At 60.4% G+C, this 22,815-nt stretch carries 18 protein-coding genes; 5 read left to right on the forward strand and 13 right to left on the reverse strand.

The window, feature by feature from the left end; translation table 11 throughout:
- The first annotated feature begins 154 nt into the window (after nucleotides 1–154).
- Both WKF55_05525 and WKF55_05530 read left to right on the forward strand, forming a co-directional pair.
- Nucleotides 155–736 (forward strand): LemA family protein, encoded by a 582-nt coding sequence (locus tag WKF55_05525; GenBank protein MEJ7759034.1) that lies wholly within the window; start codon nucleotides 155–157, stop codon nucleotides 734–736.
- Complete coding sequence (locus tag WKF55_05530) at nucleotides 733–1,806, forward strand: M48 family metalloprotease (GenBank protein MEJ7759035.1); 1,074 nt, start codon at nucleotides 733–735, stop codon at nucleotides 1,804–1,806. The genes WKF55_05525 and WKF55_05530 overlap by 4 nt, the downstream gene beginning before the upstream one ends.
- Here WKF55_05530 and WKF55_05535 read toward each other — a convergent pair.
- The 5 genes from WKF55_05535 to WKF55_05555 all read right to left on the reverse strand — a co-directional run bounded on the left by WKF55_05535 (nucleotide 1,749) and on the right by WKF55_05555 (nucleotide 9,077).
- Nucleotides 1,749–3,053: a hypothetical protein gene (locus WKF55_05535; GenBank protein MEJ7759036.1), complete on the reverse strand. Its 1,305-nt coding sequence runs from the start codon at nucleotides 3,051–3,053 to the stop codon at nucleotides 1,749–1,751. The two genes, WKF55_05530 and WKF55_05535, sit on opposite strands and share 58 nt — an antisense overlap.
- Complete coding sequence (locus tag WKF55_05540; GenBank protein ID MEJ7759037.1) at nucleotides 3,010–4,293, reverse strand: hypothetical protein; 1,284 nt, start codon at nucleotides 4,291–4,293, stop codon at nucleotides 3,010–3,012. The genes WKF55_05535 and WKF55_05540 overlap by 44 nt, the downstream gene beginning before the upstream one ends.
- A gap of 23 nt (nucleotides 4,294–4,316) precedes the next feature.
- Nucleotides 4,317–6,158, reverse strand: a complete 1,842-nt coding sequence (locus tag WKF55_05545) for an ABC transporter ATP-binding protein (protein ID MEJ7759038.1) — start codon at nucleotides 6,156–6,158, stop codon at nucleotides 4,317–4,319.
- A 60-nt stretch (nucleotides 6,159–6,218) separates the two neighbouring features.
- Nucleotides 6,219–7,883, reverse strand: coding sequence for an ATP-binding protein (locus tag WKF55_05550; GenBank protein MEJ7759039.1), 1,665 nt, complete (start codon nucleotides 7,881–7,883; stop codon nucleotides 6,219–6,221).
- A 150-nt stretch (nucleotides 7,884–8,033) separates the two neighbouring features.
- Nucleotides 8,034–9,077, reverse strand: a complete 1,044-nt coding sequence (locus WKF55_05555) for a glycoside hydrolase domain-containing protein (GenBank protein ID MEJ7759040.1) — start codon at nucleotides 9,075–9,077, stop codon at nucleotides 8,034–8,036.
- A gap of 165 nt (nucleotides 9,078–9,242) precedes the next feature.
- On the opposite strand from WKF55_05555, the gene WKF55_05560 reads away from it, so the two are divergent.
- Complete coding sequence (locus WKF55_05560) at nucleotides 9,243–12,083, forward strand: insulinase family protein (GenBank protein MEJ7759041.1); 2,841 nt, start codon at nucleotides 9,243–9,245, stop codon at nucleotides 12,081–12,083.
- 158 nt (nucleotides 12,084–12,241) lie between these two features.
- On the opposite strand, the gene WKF55_05565 is transcribed toward WKF55_05560, so the two are convergent.
- The 5 genes from WKF55_05565 to WKF55_05585 form a co-directional block, all read right to left on the reverse strand.
- On the reverse strand, nucleotides 12,242–14,683 hold the full coding sequence (locus tag WKF55_05565; protein MEJ7759042.1) for a TonB-dependent receptor plug domain-containing protein: 2,442 nt from the start codon (nucleotides 14,681–14,683) through the stop codon (nucleotides 12,242–12,244).
- Nucleotides 14,683–15,771, reverse strand: coding sequence for a FecR domain-containing protein (locus WKF55_05570; protein MEJ7759043.1), 1,089 nt, complete (start codon nucleotides 15,769–15,771; stop codon nucleotides 14,683–14,685). The genes WKF55_05565 and WKF55_05570 overlap by 1 nt, the downstream gene beginning before the upstream one ends.
- Nucleotides 15,772–15,873: 102 nt before the next feature.
- Nucleotides 15,874–16,464, reverse strand: a complete 591-nt coding sequence (locus tag WKF55_05575) for an RNA polymerase sigma-70 factor (protein MEJ7759044.1) — start codon at nucleotides 16,462–16,464, stop codon at nucleotides 15,874–15,876.
- Nucleotides 16,465–16,468: 4 nt separating this feature from the next.
- Nucleotides 16,469–17,107: a hypothetical protein gene (locus tag WKF55_05580; protein ID MEJ7759045.1), complete on the reverse strand. Its 639-nt coding sequence runs from the start codon at nucleotides 17,105–17,107 to the stop codon at nucleotides 16,469–16,471.
- A 251-nt stretch (nucleotides 17,108–17,358) separates the two neighbouring features.
- Nucleotides 17,359–17,766 (reverse strand): DUF6404 family protein, encoded by a 408-nt coding sequence (locus tag WKF55_05585; GenBank protein MEJ7759046.1) that lies wholly within the window; start codon nucleotides 17,764–17,766, stop codon nucleotides 17,359–17,361.
- Nucleotides 17,767–18,179: 413 nt separating this feature from the next.
- Between WKF55_05585 and WKF55_05590 the strand changes: the two genes are divergently transcribed.
- Together WKF55_05590 and WKF55_05595 are read left to right on the forward strand one after the other, a co-directional pair.
- Nucleotides 18,180–18,464 carry a hypothetical protein gene (locus tag WKF55_05590; protein ID MEJ7759047.1) on the forward strand — a complete coding sequence of 95 codons (285 nt, stop codon included), beginning with the start codon at nucleotides 18,180–18,182 and terminating at the stop codon, nucleotides 18,462–18,464.
- Nucleotides 18,461–19,069, forward strand: a complete 609-nt coding sequence (locus WKF55_05595) for a hypothetical protein (protein MEJ7759048.1) — start codon at nucleotides 18,461–18,463, stop codon at nucleotides 19,067–19,069. Before WKF55_05590 ends, WKF55_05595 begins: the two co-directional genes overlap by 4 nt.
- 636 nt (nucleotides 19,070–19,705) lie before the next feature.
- Here WKF55_05595 and WKF55_05600 read toward each other — a convergent pair.
- From WKF55_05600 to WKF55_05610, 3 genes are all read right to left on the reverse strand, one after another.
- Nucleotides 19,706–20,899, reverse strand: a complete 1,194-nt coding sequence (locus WKF55_05600; GenBank protein MEJ7759049.1) for a type II secretion system F family protein — start codon at nucleotides 20,897–20,899, stop codon at nucleotides 19,706–19,708.
- Nucleotides 20,900–20,981: 82 nt separating this feature from the next.
- Nucleotides 20,982–22,178: a type IV pilus twitching motility protein PilT gene (locus WKF55_05605; protein MEJ7759050.1), complete on the reverse strand. Its 1,197-nt coding sequence runs from the start codon at nucleotides 22,176–22,178 to the stop codon at nucleotides 20,982–20,984.
- 44 nt (nucleotides 22,179–22,222) lie between these two features.
- A complete protein-coding gene (locus tag WKF55_05610; protein MEJ7759051.1) occupies nucleotides 22,223–22,807 on the reverse strand; it encodes a helix-hairpin-helix domain-containing protein in 585 nt (194 codons plus the stop codon).
- Nucleotides 22,808–22,815: the final 8 nt, after the last annotated feature.

A 22,815-nucleotide genomic window follows, 5' to 3' on the forward strand; every position in this document is an offset into this window, starting at 1 on the left:
TTCAGTATGCAGTCAGTTCGTCACACAACCTGCGAGTCTGAAAGGCGTTTATCAATAGCGGTGGCGCGGCTCAACACTATCTTGGTGTGACGCGGCATTCGGCAATTCGCCATGCCGGTCGCACTGTGGTCCATATCGCCGTCGGAGGCGTCCCATGATTACCCTGATTATGCTGGCAGTCATCGTGCTGTTCATCTTTTTCGGGATCAGCGCGTATAACCGTCTCGTCTCGCTCAAGAACCAGGTGGCGAATGGCTGGAAGCAGATCGACGTGCAGCTGAAGCGGCGTCACGATCTGATTCCGAACCTTGTCAATACAGTGAAGGGAGCGATGAACTTCGAGCGGGAGACCCTCGAGTCCGTCATATCCGCCCGTAACAAGGCGATCACGGCGTCCACCACCGGCAGTGTAGCTGCCACTGCAGAAGCGGAAACGCAACTGACTGGCGCGCTTGGCCGGTTGCTCGCCGTTGTTGAAGCCTATCCTGACCTGAAGGCGACCGCCAATGTGGCCCAGCTACAGGAAGAGCTTACAGCCACAGAAAACAAGATTGGCTTTTCCAGGCAGCTTTACAACGACACCGCGACTCAGTACAACACTGCCCAGCAGACTTTCCCGACGATGCTGTTCGCGGGCATGGCGGGGGCCTTACCCGCGGCACTCTGGGAGATCACGGACGTTGCCGAGCGTGCGGTACCGCAGGTGGACCTGTCGTTCACTCCGCCGGCAAAATGACAACAGCGGGAAATCTGTTCGCGCAGCAGGAGGCGAACAGGAAGGCCAGCCGCCGTCTCGTGGCGGGGTTCGTCATATTTCTCGCGTGGCTCGGCTTCGGTGGAGACTTCATTTGGTATCTGGCGAGCTCACGGGCGGCAGAGGGCGCGGCTTCAGGTGCCGCATCGGTACACGTCTTCCCGGGCGTGGGCTTGTCCCTTCTGCTCCTTGCCGGGGCAATGGCGTGGTGGGCATACAGATTCGGCGCGACGAGTCTCGTCAAGGCAACCGGGGCGCACGAGCTTACCGAAGCTGAAACGGAAGGCCAGCGGCAGTTGATGAACATCGTCGACGAGATGACGATTGCATCCGGTGCTTCCCGTCCCCGCGTGTGGCTGGTACCGGACGATGCACCCAACGCCTTTGCCACCGGCGTGCATGCGAACGACGCACATCTCGCCGTGACGACGGGGTTGCTCGATGTCTGCACGCGGGACGAAGTGCAGGCGGTGGTAGCGCACGAAATGGGGCACATCGTCAACTTCGACGTCAGGCTCATGACGCTTCTGACGTCGCTGGTTGGCGCAGTCGCCCTCGTGCACAACGTTGCTTCGAATACGATGCGTTTCGGGGGTGGCGGGGGTGGCGGAAGGTCGAAATCGCGCGGCGGTGGCGGTGACAGCAAGGGTGCCGGCCCGCTCGTCATCGTACTGCTTGTGGTGTGGGTCATCAGCTGGCTGGTGGCGCCGCTGGTTACCCGCTACATGGTCATGAAGGTAGGAAGGTCGCGGGAGTTTCTGGCCGATGCGATGAGCGCGCAGTTCACGCGCAATCCAGCGGCACTTGCCGACGCGCTGGTGAAGATCGGCGGCTCGGCCGTGAAACCGACTGCGATCCCGAAGAGCTCAGCGCAGCTCTGTATCTCCGATCCCTTCCATTCGGCGTGGGATGAGCGGGAGGGAAGAATTGCCAACCTTATGGCGACGCACCCACCGCTGCGGGATCGCGTGTCGCGCCTGCGATCGATGGCCTATCAGGAAGCCGGAAGCGGGGAAAGTCTCCAGAGGCCGTTGAGCATGTCCGAAGCGTAGAGTCTGCCATCGGTGAACTGCACGCCCCACACATATACCGGCATTCCGGCGTTCAGCAATCCACGTCCGGCTTCCCGGCCCATTTTGCCAAGGTTGCACCGGTTATCAGGGCTTCGGTCGGCGGCCGTACAAGTGGAAAGATCGCCACGGATGTTGAGTGCCCTTACGCCGCCATTGTAGAACGCGGAGTACAGAACCCCGCGCGGCTCATCCGCCGAGAAGTTGTGAGCTCCAGCGCCAGGCGCGTTGAAGAATGCAACTTCGCGGGGGTTCGTCATGTCGCTTACGTCGATGACGTGAATGTCCCCAATCGACGACGAGCCGATCGAGCCGGGGCCCTCCTCACCGACGAAAGCGTACCGCTTTGAACCCGTGACGGGATCGTGAAACCAGTGAATGTTGTGCGCGTTTCCCCCAACGGTCGCAACCGAGCCGAGCCGAATCGGATTTGACGGGCTCCCACCTCGACCGCCTCCGCCAATATCGAAGATGGCGATTCCGTCGGCCCAGAGGGCTGTCATAAGGATTCCGTCACGCACGAAGACGTCATGTATGAACGGACGCCCCATCTCACGAGAGAGCACCTCCCGCGGGTCGGCAGGATCGGTGATATCCACTATTACAAGCCGCGACGGAGAACCGCCCGCGATTGACAGGAAAGCATAGGTCCGGCCGTTAACCGCCTGCACTTCGGCGGTGTGAACGCCGGAGTTTGTATTCACGCTGGTGAATCGCGAGATCAAACGCGGTTTAACCGGGTCCTGCAGATCGTAAATCACGATCGAACCGGGCGCGAGCTCGGTTGCGACTACGAGATATTTTCCATCGCTGGTAGTCTGTATATCGCCCAGAGTGCTGGCGTTTGACACGATCACCGAATCGATAAGCACGGGTGTGGCGCCTGCGACGTTCCAGATGTTTATCGCATTACCGATGGATCCCACACCGTTGACGGTTCGTCTGCCCCAGGTTGTGGTGTAGCCAGTATTACCGTGCACCCAAAGCTCCGCCGTGAACCTCTCCGGCACTGCGCCCCTGCCGTTGACAGCGAGCAACACAGGCTCGAGCACGCCCGGTGTGGTAATGGGGCCCGGGTCCGGGTCGGTGACCCTGTCACCGCCGCAGGCTGCAACCACTGCCGTCAGCACGAGAAACGAATATCTGATCATGAACTTCGGCTTCCAGTTCCACATAGTGTCAACCTCAGTGATGCGCGGCCGCAGCGCCGTAACGGCCCATTCGCGCATGAAACATACCTGCTCCCAGCCGCATGCCGGCTGAGAGTGACCACATTCGGTCCGATCCATAGAACTCGCGCGGAATAAATACGGTGGGTCGGGCTATTATGGACGCATGTTGCCGCGATACTTCCACAAACGGTGCAACGAACCAGGCGGACTTCCGAAACAGATTGGCGCTCACGCCGGCGGACACGATGTCCCACCGCGTGCGACCGAGAATGTTGAAATCGGTGTGCGGGCGGGGTGAGCGGAACGGATTTTCCAGTCGTTCCTCCTCGGCTCGCTGAGTGCGCTCAGCGCGCAATGCGAATGTCATTGCTCCGCGGGTCATCGCGCCTTCAGCGAGTGCCGAGCTGAACGCGAACGCGGTGCGGCCTGCATCGCGGTCCGCGGTTCGCGCCCATTCGACGAGCGCATAGCGGGTGCCGGGGCGCTCGTACCGCAACGAAGCACTGTATTTTCTCTGATCGAGGCCGTCCCCCTGCGCAACTTCAGGTGATTTTACTTCTGCCGTGCTGACCTGAAATTCCGCACCGGCGGCGTGCATCAGGCTGGCACGCAGTGCCCACGAATCCCAGAGCCGACTGCGATTTGGCAAATCCGAGGGCGACTCAGGCTCGTCGCCATTGAACCGTGCGGCCTCCAGCGCGAGCGGACCATATCGCGCCGCACCGGAGATGACGGCTCGTTCCAGAATCTGCGCCAGATGATGGTTCACTGGATACTTGACGAAGGGACGGGACATCGGATCGTCGGTTCCGAAGGGAACGAAACCTTTTCCAGCGGTCATTGAAAACCGCGACGAGCCACTGCCGAGCAGCGCTGTCAGCGCAAGCTCATGCAGGTAGGTGTGGGGATGACGGCGGTCGACATACCCCTCTCCATAGATACCGGCGTTAAGCTCGCCCCGGTCGATGGTCAAACCTTCGAAGTTGAGCATTCCGTCGAGCAGTACTCGGTTGCCAAACGCAGTCAATGATCCCATCACCATCGGCTGAGTGAGATATCCCTCGCGCGCGGAAGTGCCATTGAAAGCTGGCGTGGCGAGCGTCGCGATACCGATCGCGCGGGCGCCAGCGACGAAACGCGACCCAGCCTCCGCCGCGGGATTGACCGCCGACGAGTCGTGAGTCATTCCCTGGTGAGACCCGGGCGATGACTGCGCGGCAGCAACTCCTGTAAACCCTCCATTGCCGACGGCAACCAGCGCCGTTGCGACGTAAAGGAAATTGCTGAAGGCAGGCATGATAAATCTTACCCCGGATAGCGTCACTCGGCCGCTAGTGACGCCACCGGCAGCTCCTCGACTGCCGATGTGACTTCCGGAGTGAAATCCTCTCCTGGGTTGATGAACCGGTTTCTTTCGATGCCATACTGCCGGTCGTAGAGCTGCCGGTATCGTCCATTGAGCTCGATCAGCTCGCGATGCGTTCCACGCTCCACGATCTCGCCACCTTCGAGCACGAGGATCTGATCCGCACTTTCGATCGTCGACAGTCGATGCGCAATCACGAAGGTGGTCCTGCCAGCCCGCAGCGAACGGAGACCGTCGCGGATCATTGCCTCGCTCTCGCTGTCGAGACTCGACGTTGCTTCATCGAGAATGAGAATGCGGGGATCGGCCAGTATCGCGCGCGCGATGGCGACGCGCTGACGTTGACCCCCCGACAGCTTGACTCCTCGCTCGCCGACGATGGTTTCATAGCCCAGCTCGAATCCGTCGATGAACTCGTCGCAGTGCGCAATCCGGCCGGCTTCGCGCACGTGGCCATCGGTGGCATCGGGCCTGGCGAACGCAATATTCTCGCGGATCGTCCCATCGAACAGGAAATTGTCCTGCAGCACTACCCCGAGCTGACTTCGGTAATCGCGCAGCCTCACGCCGAGCAGATCGTTGCCATCGACGAGCACCGCGCCGCTGTCGGGCCGGTTGAACGCCATGACCAGCCCGATCAAAGTGCTTTTGCCCGATCCACTCGAACCTACCAGCGCTGTAGTAGATCCAGCGGGCGCCAGAAAGCTGACGCCTTTCAGCACGGGCAGTGCCGGCACATAAGAAAAAGTCACGTCGTTGAACTCGACCCGCCCCTCTATCACCGATAATGACGATCGCGCCGAATCCTCCTGATCTTCCGTTGCGGTTTCGCGGATTTCCCGAATCCGGTCCAGTCCGGCGAATGCCTCGCTGATCTGCGTACCGACAGATGCGATCTGAACCAGCGGCGCGGCAACCAGCCCGATGAAGAACACGTACATGACGAAGCCACCGAGAGTCATGTTGCCATCGAGTATCGCGCCGCCCCCCACAACGATCATGAGCACGCCGATGGCGCCGACAATCAGCGTCGCACCTGTCTGCACTATCGAACTCCCCGTGATCGTTTTTCGGACATTCTCGAACAGGCGGCCAACTCCCTCTCCGAACAACCGTTCCTCGCGCTTTTCCGCGACGTAGACCTTCAGGATTCGGATGCCACCTATCGATTCTGCCAGCCGGCCGGTTACCTCAGCGTTGATTTTGCTGCGATCCCGAAACAACGGCCTTAGACGCGCGAACGCGACCGACATGAGACCGCCGAAAGCAATGAGAATCACCAGCATGATCGCCGTCAACGACCAGTTGAGCCAGAAGAGCACGCCAAGCCCGATGATCGCAGTGACCAGACCGCCGGTGAGCTGGATAAGCCCGGTACCGACGAGGTTTCGAACTCCCTCGGCGTCGGTCATGATGCGTGAAATGAGGATTCCAGTCTTGGTCGAATCGAAGTACGAAACGGGCAGGTGCATCACGTGAGTCTGAACGTTCTGCCTCATGTCCGCGATCGCGCGTTGAGCAGCGATGCTCACGATCTGGGACAGCGAATAAGTCGTAAACGCCTGGACTATGACCGCACCTGCTGCGACCAGCGCGAAGGGTACGAGCAGATCGGAGCGCTGCTTGCCAATCACTTCGTCGATCAGATATTTCGAGCTTCCGGGGAGAATCAAACCCGACAGCCGGTTGACAAGCATCAGCGCAAGACCGATCGAGAGCGACCTGCGGTGTCTCCAGATCAGTTCTCTCGACTCGGCCCAGGCACGTGAGTAGTTGATCGATTTTTTCGGTGGCACGGAAATGGTGGGACCGGTGGAAGTGCGCCGATACGCGACAGCTTGCGCTGAATGTAGCGCCTAGGCCTGCGCCTTTGCCTTCGCTGGCGCTTGCGGGCGAACCGGCAGCAGCAGCGTGAACGCCGATCCCTTCCCGACTTCACTTGTGACCGTCAGATCGCCACCCATCGCACGGGCGAGATCCCGACTGATGGACAACCCGAGCCCCGTGCCTTCGTGCTGACTCGTGGTGCCGCGATCGAGTTGGATAAACGGTTCGAAGATCACGTCCAGCTTGGATTTGGCGATACCAATACCTGTATCGCTTACAAAAATGCCAATACTCTTTTCGGCCGCCTCATAGCCCACCGTGATCTTGCCGCCGGCCTCTGTGAACTTGAGTGCGTTCGAAAGGAGATTCAGCAGAATCTGCTGCATCTTGTCAGGATCGGCATACGCACTGCACACCGGGTCGTGGCAGCAAAACACGTACTCGATATGCTTCTCGCGAAGCTGCGGAGCGATCAGCGTTTCGAGCTCAGGGAGATGCTCAGCGAGGACGATCGGCCGGGTTGCGTATTTAACCTTGCCGGCCTCGATCTTGGCGAAATTCAAAATATCGTTGATAAGCGATAGCAGATGACGCTGGCTCCGCTTGATACGCGTTACGTCACGTTGCTGCATGGCGGTCAGCTCGCCATGAACCCCCACCTCCAGCAGATCAGCGTACCCGCCAATGGCATTGAGCGGGGTTCGCAACTCATGTGACATGGTGGCGAGGAACGCAGACTTCGCCTGGTTGGCACCTTCCGCCTCAGCCCTCGCAATAATCTCCGCCTTGTAGAGCCGGGCGTTGTCGAGAGATACCGAGGCCCAGCTTGCCACCGACATCGCAATGCGTTCGTGACGATCGGAGAAGGCACCCGGTTGCGTATGCCCTACAACCAGCCCGCCGAGCGAGTCCCCCGTTCTCGACACAACCGGCACTGCGAGATAGCTCTTCATTTCCGTACTGGCGGCCGGCAGATCGGAGAACGGGGAGTTCCCGTGAAACCGCGGATCGGAAAGCACGTTTTCGCTCCGTACTGCCACGCCCGTAAACGTCTCCGACATTGCGCCGAATTCCGCATTCGTCAACTCGACAAGAGCCTGAGCGGCTGTTTTCTCTATTCGCGAACTATCCAGTTCGGAGGCAAGCGTCGTTCCGAGCCGATGCAGTGATTCGAGTACATGAGTTTCCTCGCGGAACTGTTCGGTGGCACCAGCCCGTGCGGCTTCGGCTTCGAATTCGGCCATTGTTTCACGTGCTTCGGCCTCGGAGAGTTGGGATTCTTCCCGAGCCACCGCGCGAGCGCGGGCCCGGCGCAAGTTGTCCGAGAGCTCAGCGATACCAACAGCCGCAATCAAGAACAGTCCCGACGGAACCAGATCGCCGAGAGCCTGCGGAAAGACCAGACCGGGGGGATCGATGAACAGGTACTGTACGCCGATTACCGACACGATAGCCGACGTGATCCCGGGGCCGGATCCGCCATGCCATGCGCTCAAAGCTACCGCCCCGAAGCAGATTACAAAAACAGATTGACTAAGGTCGGCCTGCAGCAGAAAGGTCAGGCCGAGCGCTGCGGCAGCGACCGCGACGGCGAGAAAATAGGCCGCCGCGCCTTCCGAACGTCCCGGCTGGCCATTCGATGCGATGGGAGCGATTTCCCGAGAATTTTTTTGCTCCGCACGTTGTGCTGTCATGTGTCCGCCTGTGCCCTCAGGAATGCACGAAGGGGGCCATAAGGACGTCATGCGAAAGCGGACTCGAGGCGACCAACCTCCGCCTGGTTCGCAGCGGGATTGGAGGCCCGGCCACGTGGCGAAGTGTTACCTCAGTCGGTGCTGCGGCGGTCAGTTGGAGGCGGGCAGTCCGCTCGATGAGGGCGACTTTACCGCTGCCACGTTTACGTCGATCGGCAGCTTGAATCCGTTGTGAGTCTGGACGACATCGAGAACGCCCTGCCAGACTTTTGCGAAGTCATGCCCAACCTCATGCGGTTGCTTGTTTTCCGAGAACCCGCGGCCGCTCGCAATCCAGAACGGTGGCTGCTCGAGACTGCCTGCATCGAGGAACACGCCCGAAACGTCGTTATAGATGATTTTCGCGTTGTGATTGTGAGCATAGTAACCGGGGCGGTACGTGCCGTCGTCGAGAACGCGGGCCGTCCATGCCTTGTAATAGTCGCGCATGGCAGACGGTACTTTTTCCATCCGCTCTATATCAAGGAAAATCACCGTACCGCGAACAAAGCCTTCGCCCGCCGCCTTGGCAATTGCATCATTCGCGTCTTTCGTTCCGCGGGCTCCGCTCACAAGATGTGTCGAGCAGGACTGGCCAGGTTCCGCCCGCGCATAGGTGACGGTCTTGACCGGGACCTTGATGGGAATCCGCTTCTGTACGAAAGACGAAACCCGGCGCGCTTTCCTGCGCTTGCCCCTGACAATCTTGCCCTTGACGAGGCGGGATACTTTTACGCGCTTCTGGATATACTTGGTGACATACTTCGTGCGCACGATCTTCTGCCGGGGCGTGCCGCTCCAGACCTGTTGCCCAACGTAAATGACCGCCGTGCCCCAGCCCATGCTGGCAAGGCGTTCGCGCTTGCCCGACCATGATTCTCCCCTGTGACAGGGCGTCGACGGCAGATAGTAGCCAACCCATTCGTAGGGTGCATCGTTCTGCCGCCACGCGAGCATTGCATCGTCGCCGGGGTAGGCGTAGGTATCGAAGCCAAGATGCCGGCCTACGCGGAGATTGGTCGCAATGTTGGCTGACGCATTGTCAATCGCGCTGCTCAACTCCGATACCGGGTTCGGCACCGGTTGAGAAGGATCATAGCTGACGATCAATGGGAGCAGAAGCGCCAGCAAGCCAAGCGTTTTCAGACGGGGCATGCTACCTCATGGGACTGGCCTGTCGAATAGATCATACCAGCCGAACCGGGGAAAGTTCATATGTTTTGATTGCAAAGCGCAGGCCGTTAGATTCCACGCGCATCAATTCACGGCCATACCGGTTACTTATCCGTAAACCCTACACCACCGATACCAGGTCTCGCCATGTCGCGCATACGCGCCGTTGCCTCGTCGATGTTCGTGTTGCTCGCCCTTCCGGTCGCGGCTCAGCAGGCTGGACCACCTCCTCCGCCAGCCCGCGCGGCATCAACTGTTCTGCCGGTAGATCCAAAGGTCCGGATCGGGACACTCTCCAATGGCATCCGATACTATATCAGGCAGAACTCGAGGCCCGAAAAGCGCGCGGAGCTGCGGCTTGTCGTGAACGCAGGGTCGATACTGGAGAACGCAAATCAGCAGGGATTCGCGCACGTCCTCGAGCATACTGCATTCAACGGAACGACTCATTTCGCAAAGAACGATCTCATCAAGTACCTCGAATCCATCGGTGTGAGATTCGGCGCTGATCTGAATGCATTCACGAGTTTCGATGAAACCGTGTACATACTGCCCGTTCCGACGGACACGGCCCGTATCGTCGAACAGGCATTCACGATTCTCGAAGACTGGGCACATGGACAGATCTTCGATTCAGCTGAAGTCATGAGCGAGCGCGCGATTGTCCGCGAGGAATGGAGAGGCCGGAAAGGCGCGTCCGACAGAATGCTGCAGCAGTGGCTTCCCATCGCGTTCAAGGGCTCCCGCTATGCCGAGCGCCTCCCCATCGGAACCGAAAAAAGCATCATGTCGGTTACGCCGTCGAAGCTCAGGGCATACTACAGGGACTGGTATCGTCCTGATCTGATGGCGGTAATCGCGGTCGGTGACTTCGATCCTGCCAGGATCGAGGCGCAGATCAAGACCCATTTCAACCGCGTAAAGAAGCCGTCGTCGGCGCCTGCACGCACGATCTACGACGTCCCCCGAAACACTGCGCCACTGGTTGCCGTGGCAACGGACAGAGAGGCGACGACTTCGAACGTCAACCTCATCTACAAGCTGCCCGCGCACACCACACGTAACGTTGGCGACTACCGGCGCGACCTGACCGAGCGGCTGTACCTGCAGATGCTCAATGCCCGCTTTGCCGAGATCGCTCAGAAGCCGGATGCCCCGTTCCTTGGCGCTGGCGCATCCAAGGGGAGTTTTTTTGCCCGCACGACGGAAGCGTTCACGCTTGCGGCGGGGGTGAAGGACGGCGGGGTCGAGAAAGGCCTCGAAGCTCTACTTACGGAAGCGAGACGTGTGGATCAGTTCGGGTTTCTTCAGTCCGAGCTCGACCGCGCCAAACAGGACCTGCTCCGTGGATACGAGCGAGCGTTTACGGAGCGTGACCGAACCTTGTCCGGAGCATTTGTCGAGGAGTACATCGGCCATTACCTCCGAGGTGAGGCGATTCCGGGAATCGACTACGAATACACGCTGGCCAAGGAGCTCGTTCCGGCGATCCCGCTGGCTGGCGTCAACCAGCTCGCCCGCAACTGGATCAGCGATGAAAATCGCGTGATTATCGCTCAGACGCCGCTCAAGACCGGTGTTCCCGTGCCTACCGAAAGCGGCCTGCTCTCTGTATTCGATCGCGCCAGCAAGGTCACTCTGGCCGCATATACCGAAACTCTTTCCGGCGCAGCGCTGCTGGAAAAGCCACCAGCACCGGGAAGTATCGTTTCGTCACGGGCGATTGCGGGAATCGGAGCGGTCGAGTGGAAGCTCTCGAACGGCGCCCGGGTTATCGTCAAACCGACAGATTTCAAAGCCGACGAAGTGCTGTTTGGCGCCTACAGTCCGGGTGGATCGTCCCTGGTTGCCGATGCAGACTTCATGTCCGCGCAGCTGGCAGCGCAGGTTGTCCAGCTCGGAGGCACCGGAAGCTTCAACCAGATCGACCTCGGCAAGAAGCTCAGCGGCAAAGCTGTGAGCGTTACGCCGACGATCGGTGAGACCAGCGAAGGAATAAGCGGGCGCACTTCACCGAAGGATATCGAAACAGCGTTCCAGCTCATCTATCTCAATTTCACGGCGCCACGGCTCGATACGGTAGCGTACGCCGCGTTCGGCAATCAGGTGAGGCCTTTCCTGGCGAACCGCGGCGCTGCGCCTGAGGCGGTGTTCGCGGACACAGTGCAGGTCACGATGTCGCAGAAGTCCTTTCGGGCCCGGCCGTTGTCCCCGGCGCTTTTTGCGGAGGTGAATCCGCAGCGCGCGGTTGCGATCTACAAGGACCGATTCGCCGACGCAGGCGATTTTACTTTTGCGTTCGTCGGCAATGTCGACACCGCATCGCTGAGGCCGAACGTTGAGCGCTACCTTGCATCGCTTCCTGCCACGGGGCGGAAGGAGTCGTTCCGCGACAACGGCAGCGCTCCACCGAGAGGCGTCGTACAACGCGTTGTGAGAAAGGGAACGGAAGCAAAGGCAAATACTATCATCGCGTTCACTGGAACGTGTGAATCAACTCCCGGGAACAGGCTCGCGTTGCGCGCGCTCACAACGCTGTTTCAGACTCGCCTGAACGAAACGCTGCGTGAAAAGCTCGGGGGTGCCTACAGTCCCAACGTCGGTGGAAGCTGCGTGAAGAAACCGCGTTCGGAGTACGCTGTGCAGGTACGGTTCGCTTCGTCGACCGAGAATGTCGAGGCGCTGTCAAAGACAGTTCTTGCACTGACCGACACACTCAGGACTCAGGTGCCGACGCAGGCCGATGTCGACAAGGTGCGGGAGCAGATTTCCCGCAGCCGCGAAGTGGAAGTAAAGCAGAATGTCTACTGGCTCTCAAACATTCTGGCGCGGGACGAGGCAGGCGAAGACCTCAGCGGACTGTCAACCGCATACGATACGTTGGTCCGCGGACTCACTGCTGCGCAGATACAGAGCGCAGCAAAGCTGTATCTCAACCCAGCGAATTATGCGCGCTTCGTGTTGTTGCCGGAGGCAGCGGCGAAGTAGTCACGAGTGAGCTTCGATCCACGCACGCGGCACTATCTGCCTGCCATCTGCAGTGCACATGCCGCAACGATACGTTCGTGGAATGCGTTGTCACGCTCGAACACATCATCGTAGTCGATCCTGCGCTTGCGAGCGGCTGTTTCGAAATTGTGAGAAGGTCAGAACTCCAATCGAAATCCAACGTTCGCAAGGACCGGCAGCATTGCGTCGGGATCGTTCAGCGTAATTGGAGCATTCGCCCCATCGACAACGAACTGGATCGATGGCCGCGGATTTTTCCGGTCGTATGCGTTCAGCACGTCCACAAAGATCGCGTAACGACCCAGCGCGGTGGTCCAGGAGCGCTGCGCGCGCACGTCGAGCCGATGATACGGCCCAACCCTGTTGCCGTTTGGAGGGCCAAGTGTCCGAACCAGGGATATGCTGTCGCCCGTCTCAGAAAACGTCACGGTGTAGATGGGAGTCGTATACGGCGAACCAGTGTGAACCTGCCACGCGGCACCGATATGCCAGCCTTGTCGCGTTGTGTACGATGCCCGAGCATGCACGCCGTGCGGCCGGTCGTATGGACTAGGTACAGTGTTACTCTCGACTCGATCTCTGCTACGCGACCAGGCGTAACTTCCTCCCCAGGACAGCGCTCCTCCCGGGCGGGCGTCGATCGACATTTCGGTACCCACGACCCGCCGGTTCTCGGGCGCGGAGCGGATATTTCCGGCCGGGTCCAGTTCCGGGAAGGGCGACGGCCCGAGGCCCGAGTCGAGAAATCTGCCACGAACGCGCGAATATGTTCGCCGGTACAACTGGGTTCGCAGGATGTGTCCGCCGCGAAGGGTGTGCTCGACTTCGACACCCGCGTGAGCAGCACGGTCACCCTTTTCAAACGCCACCTGGCCGTCAGCGACGTCGAGTTCGTAGGGCCGCTGAAACTGCGCGACCCGGCCAAATGCCGCCCGCAATACGGTGTGCTTCGTTGCGGTGTGGGCGAGAAGAAGACTCGGGCTGAACGCCGCCTCATTGTTTTCCGGGATCCGTTGCACATCGTGGCGCGCACCTGCCTCAACTATGGTGGACTCGGCAATCCGCCACCGGCCGGTTGCGTACGTTGCCCAGGACCAAGCCTTCGGGTTCAATGAGACGCGCGGGGCTGGCAGCGAAACGGGGTCCGCGCCAAAGGCGCCGCGAAGGAGTGTGTAACGATACCGGCTCTCCGTTCGTGCGAGCTCCGCTCCCGCGCTCAGCGCGATGGCTGGCCGGAGGTTGACGCGCCAATCCTGTCTTGCGGCAAACGCCGCAGTATTGCGGTTGTCAGTCACTTGCGTGGGAGGCGAGAATCCATCGTCGCCAGCACTGACACCGTTGCGGCTGCGGTCAATACCCGCTACTGAAACAGTCTGCCGTACCTCGGCGCGTTCGCCGATTCCTTTCCGGCTTGTAGCCCACAGGTACACATTTCCTGCCGACCCGCGGATCTGCGTATCTTCGGCGGGCTGGTAGTACAGTTGATCTCCAGCGACAAGCGCGTGTAATGCGACTGTGTCAGTGCCACGGGCAAAACGCGCCTTTGCGAGCACGTCGTAGTACCTCGCTCGCAGATCGCCAGTTGCGCCGCCGCGGCTAAGCGCGTACTCCGGAAATCCATAGCGCCCGACCATTGACCACGCGTTCCCCGTTCCAAGGCGCCCCGCTGCCCAGGCGCCCGCATCCAGAAGACTCGCCGCCGTCCCGCCGCTGAGATGGCCTGCATCCGGCTCGAGCGAGCGCATGTCGAGAACGCCCGCTATCCGGCCGCCATACTCCGCCCCGCGTACTCCGGTGGAGAGCCGGAGCGATTCCACTGCCCTCGCGTCGACGATGGAGATTGTTCCGCCAAATTCCTGCAGATGGTACGGTTGGATGAGTTCAACCCCGTCCAGTAGAACGAGGATGTCGTCGCCCGTTCCTCCGCGGACCGTGAAGCGCGCGGTGAAATCGTCTGCCGTCACTCCGGGCAAACGTGACACCGCGCGCAACGCATCGTTGCCGATCTGCGGTGTGCCGAGCAGTTGTTCACGCGTGAAGACCGGGGGACGGCTGTCGCCCTGCAGAGACGAATACCGAGCGGCGACGACGACGACGTCCCTGAGCGGCACGGGCGCGGGGTTCATCACCAGTGCACCGATGCCACCCTGACTCTGCGTATGCAACGACGTTTCTGCGGCGCGCCGGCGGACGACAAGACTCCTTGGCGGGATGAACACCACTTCGAGTCCAGGGGCCGCATTGCTTCGCTCGATCAGCGCGATGATCGCATCGGCGACGGTTATCCGTTTCGCGCGTAACGTCACCGGACGGGCGAGCTCTTCGAGTGATGCGTCCCATACGAAGTCGAGCTCCGATCGTGGCACGGCCGCTCGTAATGCCTCGGCCAGTGGCATTGCCCGGATGTCGGCACTGATGGATAGGCGAAGAGCCGGAACAATCAATGCGGCATCGGCGAGGGACATCGGTGCCGACGGTTTTGCCTGTGCCAGCAGCTCGGTGCTGGCGAAGAATGCCGGGAACACGGCCGCAAGCAACAACACGCTGCACAAGTTGCCTCGCGTGCTGAGTCGAGTCATCACCGACTGACTGCCGGGCTGATGATGACCAGCCGGCCGCGCTGTTCGAACCTGGCGCCGACTGCCTCACATAGTGCGCTGAGAATATCGGGCAGGCGTTGTCGCGCGAACGATGCGGTTACCCGCCGGTCTGCGATTGACCGATCCGCGATTTCGATATCAACGTCATACCAGCGCGCGAGTTGTCGCGCGGCATCGCTGAGCGACACGCGCTCGAGCACGAGCCGACCTTCAATCCACGCAGTGTGTGCGCTCAGGTCGCCGGAGCGTGTAATGGTGAACGAATCGGACACAACGCGCGCAACATCGCCACCACGGAGGATTGCCTGTCGTGGCGGAACGCGCTTCGCGCCCGATCGCGGCGTTGCCGCCTCGAACGACACGCGCCCTTCGATTACTGCGATCTGCACAGATTCATCGTTGTCGTAGGCGCGGACAGAGAACGACGTGCCAAGCACTTCGGTAACCGTTCTGCCTGCCACGATGCGGAATGGTCGCTCGGCGCGGTGCATAACACGAAAGTATGCTTCCCCGCTCAGTTCCACCTCGCGAGGTCCGCTCGCGGTCACAAGGGTCGATGAATACTGGAGGCGGCTTGCCGGCCCAAGGATCACCCGGGTGCCGTCACCAAGCGTGACGCTCGAGCGTTGGCCGGCCAGAGTAACGAGTGTCCGGTCAGGCGCCGCAAACGAGTCGCGTATCGATCGTTGAAGCTGCGGCGCCACGGCAAAGATCAGCGCCGCTGCTGCCGCCAATCCGATGGACGAAAGCGCCAGTCGTCGGGTGTGCCCCGTGGCAGATTTCGTCCGATTCTTTTGACGGCCATCCCAGGGAAAACGCAGGCCGCGGCCAACACCGGCAACGGGCTGGCTATCCGGACGATGTTTCACCCGCGTCAGCGCTGCTTCAACATCCCACGCCGCGGGGTCGGGGGCGTCGGATGCGCTGCCTGACCGCTTCAGCGCAGCAAGGCCGGCCGTGGCGTCGGGCTCGGATTTCATCCAGCGGCTGACCTGGGCCACGTCCTCCGCCGAGGCCTCCTCAACCAGGTAAGCATCAAGTTTATTCCAGCGAACCCGGCTATCCATCCCGACCTCCCTCTGTGTGGTTCAATACCACGGATTCGTCATGTGCCGTCGCTGCGTTCACCTGAACGGCTTCTGCGCTTTCAGCAGCGAGCGGCACAACTCTCATTCGACGGCGCGCAACCACGAGAGTTCTCCTCGAAGTTTGTTCCATGCGCGCCCCAGCAGGTGCTCCACTCCCTTCACCGAAATCCCCATTGTTTGAGCGATCTCTGCATAACTCATCTGCTGTTGATACCGCAGTGTGACTGCAAGCCGGCCGCGTTCAGGAAGTGTAGCGACCGCGTCGCGCACCGCGTTTTCGGTCTCAAAGGCATCCAGCAGTGTGTCTGTTGCGGGCGGATCATCGATTTCAAGCGCTGCTTCGGCGGCCAGGATCGCAGCCCCCCGGTTCTCGAGGATCCCGCGATTTACACCGCGAAGTGCACGGTTTCGAACGGCGCCGAACAGGTATGCGCGGACGCTCCCGTCGACCTGCCAGGTGTCACGACGCTGCCACAGCGACGCAAACACATCCTGCACGATTTCCTCCGCGAGCTCAGTGGAGTGTACGTAGCCGTACGCAAACGTGCAGAGATTCCCGTAGTTCGAGCGGAACAGCGTGTCGAACGTTGCCTCGTCGGCCGACCCGGCCTGGAGATCCTGCTTTCGCGGGATCTCCAGCATGGCGGGTGGGAGAGCCGCAGGCTCGCTCACATCGTCATCTGGACTCGTTGACCGCAATTCCGCAGAAAGTACCGCGAACCTCGTCCCGGCTGGTTGTGATCGAAGTGAGCACCGTAAGATCGAGTGCGCATTCGCCGCTGCGGCCGGCATTCCGCCACGCTACTGTCCCGCGCATCGACAACTCTACCGGCTCCTGCGGAACGCCGCCAACAAAGCGGAGGGAGGACTTCAGCTGGATGTTCGGCGCGCCGGAAATGTCGAACGTGCCCGTTGCCCCGGTGTCGATCCTGCAATTGCGGTGCGTAATCAGCGCAGAGATTTCGAGGGAATTGAGCCCCACGTCGTCAAGCAATCCCGTGGCGGTACCAGAGAGTGACACGCTACCGCTTTGCGAATCGCAGATTTCCGTGGCAGTCAGTGGAATCGCGAACGGTTGGGGTACGGCGCCGGAGCTGGTAGAAGCGACCCGGGTCATCCGTTGCACCTGTTCACTTGTGACAGGCAGTGAGCCTGCCGCGCCGAGGATCTCGAGCGTTTGCTCTTCGATCGCCTGAAGAAGGGCGATGGACTCGGCGCGTGTCAATGTATCGACGACGGGAGCGACGGGTTCACTTCCACAGGCGGTTAGAGCGACCGCGGCGAGCACCGATAGTACAGCAATGTTCTTCTTCACTGGAATACTCCGTTTATCAGAAGCGGCTGATGAGTCACAGCTCGCATGAACCGATGCGGGTCACTACATCTATATCTCCCGAGCGGCAGAATACCCCACGTCGGGCAGATAGACATAATTGGGGGACACCCCGTGCGGTGCAGACACCCCTGGATGGCGAATAGTAGTGAAGGAGCCAGGAGATATCCTGTTCCGTCCGATGCGACGTTCAGCCAGGACCGTATGCCTGGAGTGCCGCACCTTTGCGACGGTCAGGTAGGCGCTGGGTCCAGTGGGGGCAACCGGAGTTTCGATGCCTTCCACCGATAGTAGAATGCCAATGACACACCATATACGGTCCCGGTGACAACCGCTCGGACCAGGACGTTCGTCAACCCAAAGCTTTCGGCACGCCAGAACAACAACCACATCACCAGTCCCCAGACGACTGCGAACCCTATACCGATGCCGACAGCCAGTGCAGCAAAGGGTTGATACAGAGGCGGACGAACGCGGAGCCCGGCTCGCCATGCCAGCCGGTACATCGGTGGTGCAGACGTGTAGGTTCTCACACCCTGGACGCGGAGTTCCTCGGTAATGGCCAGCATGCGCTCACGGTAAGCGTCGGTCAAACGTGCCTCCTGAATGCCCAGCGCGATTGCGTTCTCCTGCGAGGGCATCGCACAAAATGCGCGCGCAGCGCCATTCCGAATAGCCCTCGGCAGCAACGGCCAGTTGGGCTGTCGTTGCCGCGAGAGTCGAACCGGCTACGGCGTTGTTTCCTGCGGCCGGGGAACTCAATGGATCGGTACCAGGCATCAGAGTGGGAAGCGAGGCCTGCTCGAAAACATTCACGGAAAATCTTCTTGCTTGTGTTCCGCTTCCGGCAGGCGTAGATAGAAGCACTCCCACCTTATTGGCAGAAGCGCAGATCGCACACGGAGTTCGCCGAACGCCGAGATCTCACTTAGGCCAGCCTCATAGATGAAAGAGGTCGAAGATGCACGCATGAAGCGGTGGATCGCTGGAGTGCCGAAACTTTATTCATCCCTTTTATCAGGATCGAAATGCGCTAGGCGCCCGCTGGCGTCTCGTGCTCGACCGGCCGGCCCGTGACCGAACCGCAGACGGACGGATTGTCGAGACATCTGAACGCTACATCAGCCAAGTTCGTGCTACAAACAAGCCCGCCTCCCGCACATGGGTAGCTGAATTGGTACAGCCCGCGGAGATTGCAGTCACCTTTGTCCCGCAGGCCCGCGTCGGTGAGCAAATGGCCGATTATCTCGCGCGCCAGAAGGCTGAGATGCGAGTATTGCGTGCGATCCGCAGGGTTGATGTACCGATCAGTTTTGCCGCTTCGGTAATCGAGCGATGAGAACACGATACGGCCTCGCCATGGATGCGCTGTTACTGAGCACCCGGCCGAAGCCGCCGGGTGTTCGCATAAGGGTTGTCCGCATGTTCGCCGCTACGGCGGGCTCGTTGTGCCTGTTCGCGGGCGTCGCCGTCGCGCAGGATCATCCATCTTTCGACCCGCTCGGATTGCCGGTTCTACCCACGCCGCTGATGTGTCAGAACTTTCCTGCGGACACTGCCGAGGCCCGCGTCGGCCTCGCTGTCACGATTGTCATGACGCACGGGGAACCCGGCGTGTTTATTCGCAATATCGCTGCTGGTTACGATTCCGCCGGCCGGCCGTTGGCGCTTCAGGTGGCGGCGGAAAGGAAGACTCAGGACGACACGTCTTATATTTTTGCGGTTCGCTTCGGCCCGGATTCCAGCGTGCACGGGACCCGGGCGGTTGCTACGAACATGTTAGGCGATGGCTCCGCCGCGGCAGACAGCGCAGCAGGCGAGCCTCGAATTCTAGTGCCGCCGTCGGCAATTTCTGAGGAAGAAGGCAAGCAAGCACGCCACCTCGCCCTTTGGGTGTGGGACAGGCGCTGCAAGGGACAGCCGCCCGTCAAGAAGTCCCAGTAACCTACGCGGAGCGTGTCTACGTTATGACGCAGCACCATCTGGCCCGGCCACGAATCTTCGGCGCGCTACTCGAGTCGTTTGAACGGGACGAACAGGGGCGGCATCATCCCAGTCCGATGTCGGTGGCTGGCGAGTTTGTATTGCTCGTTCTGGTGCTTGGCCCGCTAATGCTGTTGACCCTGCCGCTATGGCTGGGCGCCTACTACATGCTGGTCGTAGCGTGCATCTGTGCCTTTTGGTGGCTGGACCGAGGATTCGTGGTGCGCATTGGCTACGGCGTGGGCCTTTTGGGACACTTTCGCTGTCGGCCTACATTGACCAGTTCCGCCATCCCGAAGTGCACGTTTCGGAACCGCTACGGATCAAATGGTTTGCTATGCTGGCCACAGCGTCATTTGGTGTCGTGATTGCACGGCGCATACGGCGGATGAGCCGGGACCGCCGGCCTTTGGGAAGCGATTACGGCGCCCGCCGAAGCTGATCCAGAGCGCGCGCGTCGGCGATCATCGATCCGCAGCTTGGAATACGTGGCGGACCTGAATGGGGTCGCCTACGTAAACCGCCTTGACGAAGTGAAGGTTGTCAATTGTCATGCACCAAAATGGCCACGTGTGATGTAACTCGAGGGGGCCGCTCCTATTGCACGGCGTTGATCATGTCGAAAATCGGCAGGTACATGGCGACCACCATTCCGCCGACCACGATGCCAAGAAACACGATCATCACCGGCTCGAGCAGCGACAGCAGATTGCTCACCGCGGCGTCGACTTCCTCGTCGTAGAAATCAGCGATCTTGGCGAGCATCTCGTCGAGCCCGCCCGTTTGCTCACCCACCGCTATCATCGAGATGACCATTGGTGGGAACACGCCAGATTTCTTGAGCGGCGCCGAGATGGTATCTCCGCCGGCAATCGACGCACGCGACTCCATAATCGCATCCTGGACCACGCGGTTGCCGGCGGTCTTGGCGGTGATCTCCAGACCGTCGAGGATGCTTACGCCGGAACTGATAAGCGTACCGAGCGTCCGCGTGAATCGCGACACCGCAGACTTTCGCAGCACGTCGCCAAGCACGGGAACTCGAAGCAGAAACTTGTCGATCTTGAGCTTGCCGTTCGATGTCGCGCGGTAGCGCTTGAACATGAACACCGCTGCGGCGACAACCCCAAGCACGACAAACCAGTAACTCTTCAGGAACCGCGACGCTCCCATCACAACCCGCGTCGGCAATGGCAGTGCAAGACCCGCTGAGCTGAACAGGTTTTCGAATACCGGGATGACGAATATCAGAAGCACCGTGATCGCCATGCCCGCAACCGACATGATCACTCCAGGATAAATCATCGCGCTCTTAACCTTTCTGATGAGCGCGTCATTCTTTTCCATGAAGGTCGCGAGACGCATCAGGATGGTGTCGAGAATACCACCGGCCTCGCCCGCGGCGACCATGTTCACGTAGAGGCCGCTGAACGCCTGAGGATGTTTGCCAAGCGCGTCGGCAACGGTGTTGCCCGACTCCACGTCGAACACAACCTTGCGGGTGATGTCGGACAACGTTTTATTCTGGCTCTGCTCGGCCAGAATCGTCAATGCCTGGACGAGTGGAAGACCCGCGTTGATCATTGTGCTGAACTGCCGCGTAAAGATGACGATATCGCGCATCTTGATGTGGCCACGCTTGGGCTTCTTCGGTGTCGCCTCGTCTATCTTCACGACATTGAGCCGCTGCCGCCTGAGCTGAGCGACCACGTCGTCGCGCGACGCCGCCTCCAGAGTGGCGGTGCGAATGTCGCCCGAAAACGAGCGGGCAGTATATGTAAACGTCGTCATTACCAGATCTCCATTACGTCAGTATGGCGAACATCCGGTGGCGCGGTCCACGAGAACCCGCCAGCCGGAAATGCGTGCAGCTCTATCGTTTGTTGGCCAGTCCACCAGTGAGCGGTCGCTGGCTGGGCGGAGCAGTCGAGTCCGGCGTTGGCTCCTTCCCGATCATCCGCAGAAATTCGTCAGGCGAGCTTGTCACCTTGAGCGCTTCGTCGATTCCGATCTCGCGAGCCATGTAGAGAGCGTAAAGAGCATCGTTCAGGGTCTGCATGCCGAACTTCTTGCCAGCCTGCATCGACGAGTAGATCTGATGAACCTTGTCGTCCCTGATGAGCGCGCGGATTGCCGGCGTCACCACCAGAATCTCAGCCGCCATGGCGCGCCCGCGGCCGCTGGCCCTGGGCACCAGCGTCTGCGTTACGATTCCCTCGAGCACGAACGCAAGCTGCGCCCGCACCTGTGACTGCTGATGAGCGGGGAATACATCGATAATGCGGTTGATGGCTTCTGCAGCCGAGTTGGTATGGAGCGTTGCAAACGCAAGGTGTCCGGTCTCGGCGATGGTGAGAGCCGCCTGGATCGTTTCCAGATCACGCATCTCGCCGATCAGAATGACGTCGGGATCTTCACGCAGCGCATACTTGAGTGCCGACGCGAACGACTTTGTATCGGTTCCCACCTCGCGCTGATTGATGAGACATCCCTGGTGATTGTGGATGAACTCGATCGGATCTTCGACGGTGATGATATGGCCTTTCCGCTCGCGGTTGATCTTGTCTATCAGCGCCGCAAGGGTTGTGGACTTTCCAGACCCCGTCGGACCTGTAACCAGCACCAGGCCGCGCGGCTTCTCCGCCATCTTCGCGATTGCCGCCGAAAGACCGAGATCCTGAAAAGTCCTGATCGAAAACGGGATCTGGCGGATGACCATCGAGACGCACCCGCGCTGGCGAAAGCAGTTACCGCGGAAGCGGGCGAGACTGGCGATGCCGAACGAAAAGTCCAGCTCGTCCTCCATCTCGAAGCGCTTCTTCTGATTCTCCGTGAGCACCGAATAGGAAAGCGACAGCGTGTCCTTTGGCGTGAGGATGCCGCCCGTGCGGGCGCTCGTCATCTGGCCATCGATGCGGAGCTTTGGGCACTCACCGGCGACGATGTGCAGGTCAGAGGCGCCGACCGACACCATCTCCTCCAGCAGCGTACGCAGGTTGATACCCATCGCCGGCGGCGGCGGTTGAACGGGCGTCTCTGCCGAGGCAATCGCCTGCATTGGTGCGGTCATCTTTGCTATCTCCTCGCTCCTGACAGCGATGGCGGTAGGAGCAGTCAAAGATTTACATCCCCCGGGCGAGGCTTCCGCCGGCGCTTGGCGGGCGCGGAAGACCTTGAGTATTCTGTGGTTGAAGGACGCGGTACGAGAGAAAAGGTTACGGTCGAGTCGAGCTTTGCGGCGAGCGCGGGACCGATGCCGCGAACTCGCTCCAGCTCCTTCAGACTGCCAAACGGGCCAAGGCTATCGCGATCTGCAACGATGCGGGCGGCGAGCGCGGGGCCGATCCACCGCAGCGTCTCGATCTCTGCAACCGTCGCAACGTCGACGTCGATGACAGAGGGAACGGCGGCCACTGGCCTTTTCGCGCGGCGTCCCTTCCCTTTTCGTTTTCCGGTACCCGCACGGCGCACTGAATCGACCGCTGCAATCTGCGCATCGATGGCGTGGCGCGCACTTTTGTCCGCGGGCACATCGCCAGTGAAAGCTGTCACGGCGCGGGTACCGGACCCAAGCGCGATTACCACCCCCAGAAACATCAGCGCTTTGCGCTCACCCGGCGTAGCCATGGTGTTGATGGTCGCCTGTTGGCGAATGCAGACCTGCACCGCCCTGCGGCCTGGGTAAACAATTTGCCGCATTGCCCTCT

Source organism: Gemmatimonadaceae bacterium (assembly GCA_037721215.1).
Taxonomy (GTDB): Bacteria; Gemmatimonadota; Gemmatimonadetes; order Gemmatimonadales; family Gemmatimonadaceae; genus UBA4720.

What these genes read in the sequence shown, in the direction of transcription:
- WKF55_05600 (MEJ7759049.1), bottom strand. Translation starts at nt 20,899, where the DNA reads ATGACGACGTTTACATATACTGCCCGCTCGTTTTCGGGCGACATTCGC.
- WKF55_05610 (MEJ7759051.1), bottom strand. Translation starts at nt 22,807, where the DNA reads ATGCGGCAAATTGTTTACCCAGGCCGCAGGGCGGTGCAGGTCTGCATT.
- WKF55_05535 (MEJ7759036.1), bottom strand. Translation starts at nt 3,053, where the DNA reads ATGCGCGAATGGGCCGTTACGGCGCTGCGGCCGCGCATCACTGAGGTT.
- WKF55_05525 (MEJ7759034.1), top strand. Translation starts at nt 155, where the DNA reads ATGATTACCCTGATTATGCTGGCAGTCATCGTGCTGTTCATCTTTTTC.
- WKF55_05565 (MEJ7759042.1), bottom strand. Translation starts at nt 14,683, where the DNA reads ATGACTCGACTCAGCACGCGAGGCAACTTGTGCAGCGTGTTGTTGCTT.
- WKF55_05530 (MEJ7759035.1), top strand. Translation starts at nt 733, where the DNA reads ATGACAACAGCGGGAAATCTGTTCGCGCAGCAGGAGGCGAACAGGAAG.
- WKF55_05595 (MEJ7759048.1), top strand. Translation starts at nt 18,461, where the DNA reads ATGAGAACACGATACGGCCTCGCCATGGATGCGCTGTTACTGAGCACC.
- WKF55_05550 (MEJ7759039.1), bottom strand. Translation starts at nt 7,883, where the DNA reads ATGACAGCACAACGTGCGGAGCAAAAAAATTCTCGGGAAATCGCTCCC.
- WKF55_05585 (MEJ7759046.1), bottom strand. Translation starts at nt 17,766, where the DNA reads ATGCCCTCGCAGGAGAACGCAATCGCGCTGGGCATTCAGGAGGCACGT.
- WKF55_05570 (MEJ7759043.1), bottom strand. Translation starts at nt 15,771, where the DNA reads ATGGATAGCCGGGTTCGCTGGAATAAACTTGATGCTTACCTGGTTGAG.
- WKF55_05560 (MEJ7759041.1), top strand. Translation starts at nt 9,243, where the DNA reads ATGTCGCGCATACGCGCCGTTGCCTCGTCGATGTTCGTGTTGCTCGCC.
- WKF55_05605 (MEJ7759050.1), bottom strand. Translation starts at nt 22,178, where the DNA reads ATGACCGCACCAATGCAGGCGATTGCCTCGGCAGAGACGCCCGTTCAA.
- WKF55_05555 (MEJ7759040.1), bottom strand. Translation starts at nt 9,077, where the DNA reads ATGCCCCGTCTGAAAACGCTTGGCTTGCTGGCGCTTCTGCTCCCATTG.
- WKF55_05540 (MEJ7759037.1), bottom strand. Translation starts at nt 4,293, where the DNA reads ATGCCTGCCTTCAGCAATTTCCTTTACGTCGCAACGGCGCTGGTTGCC.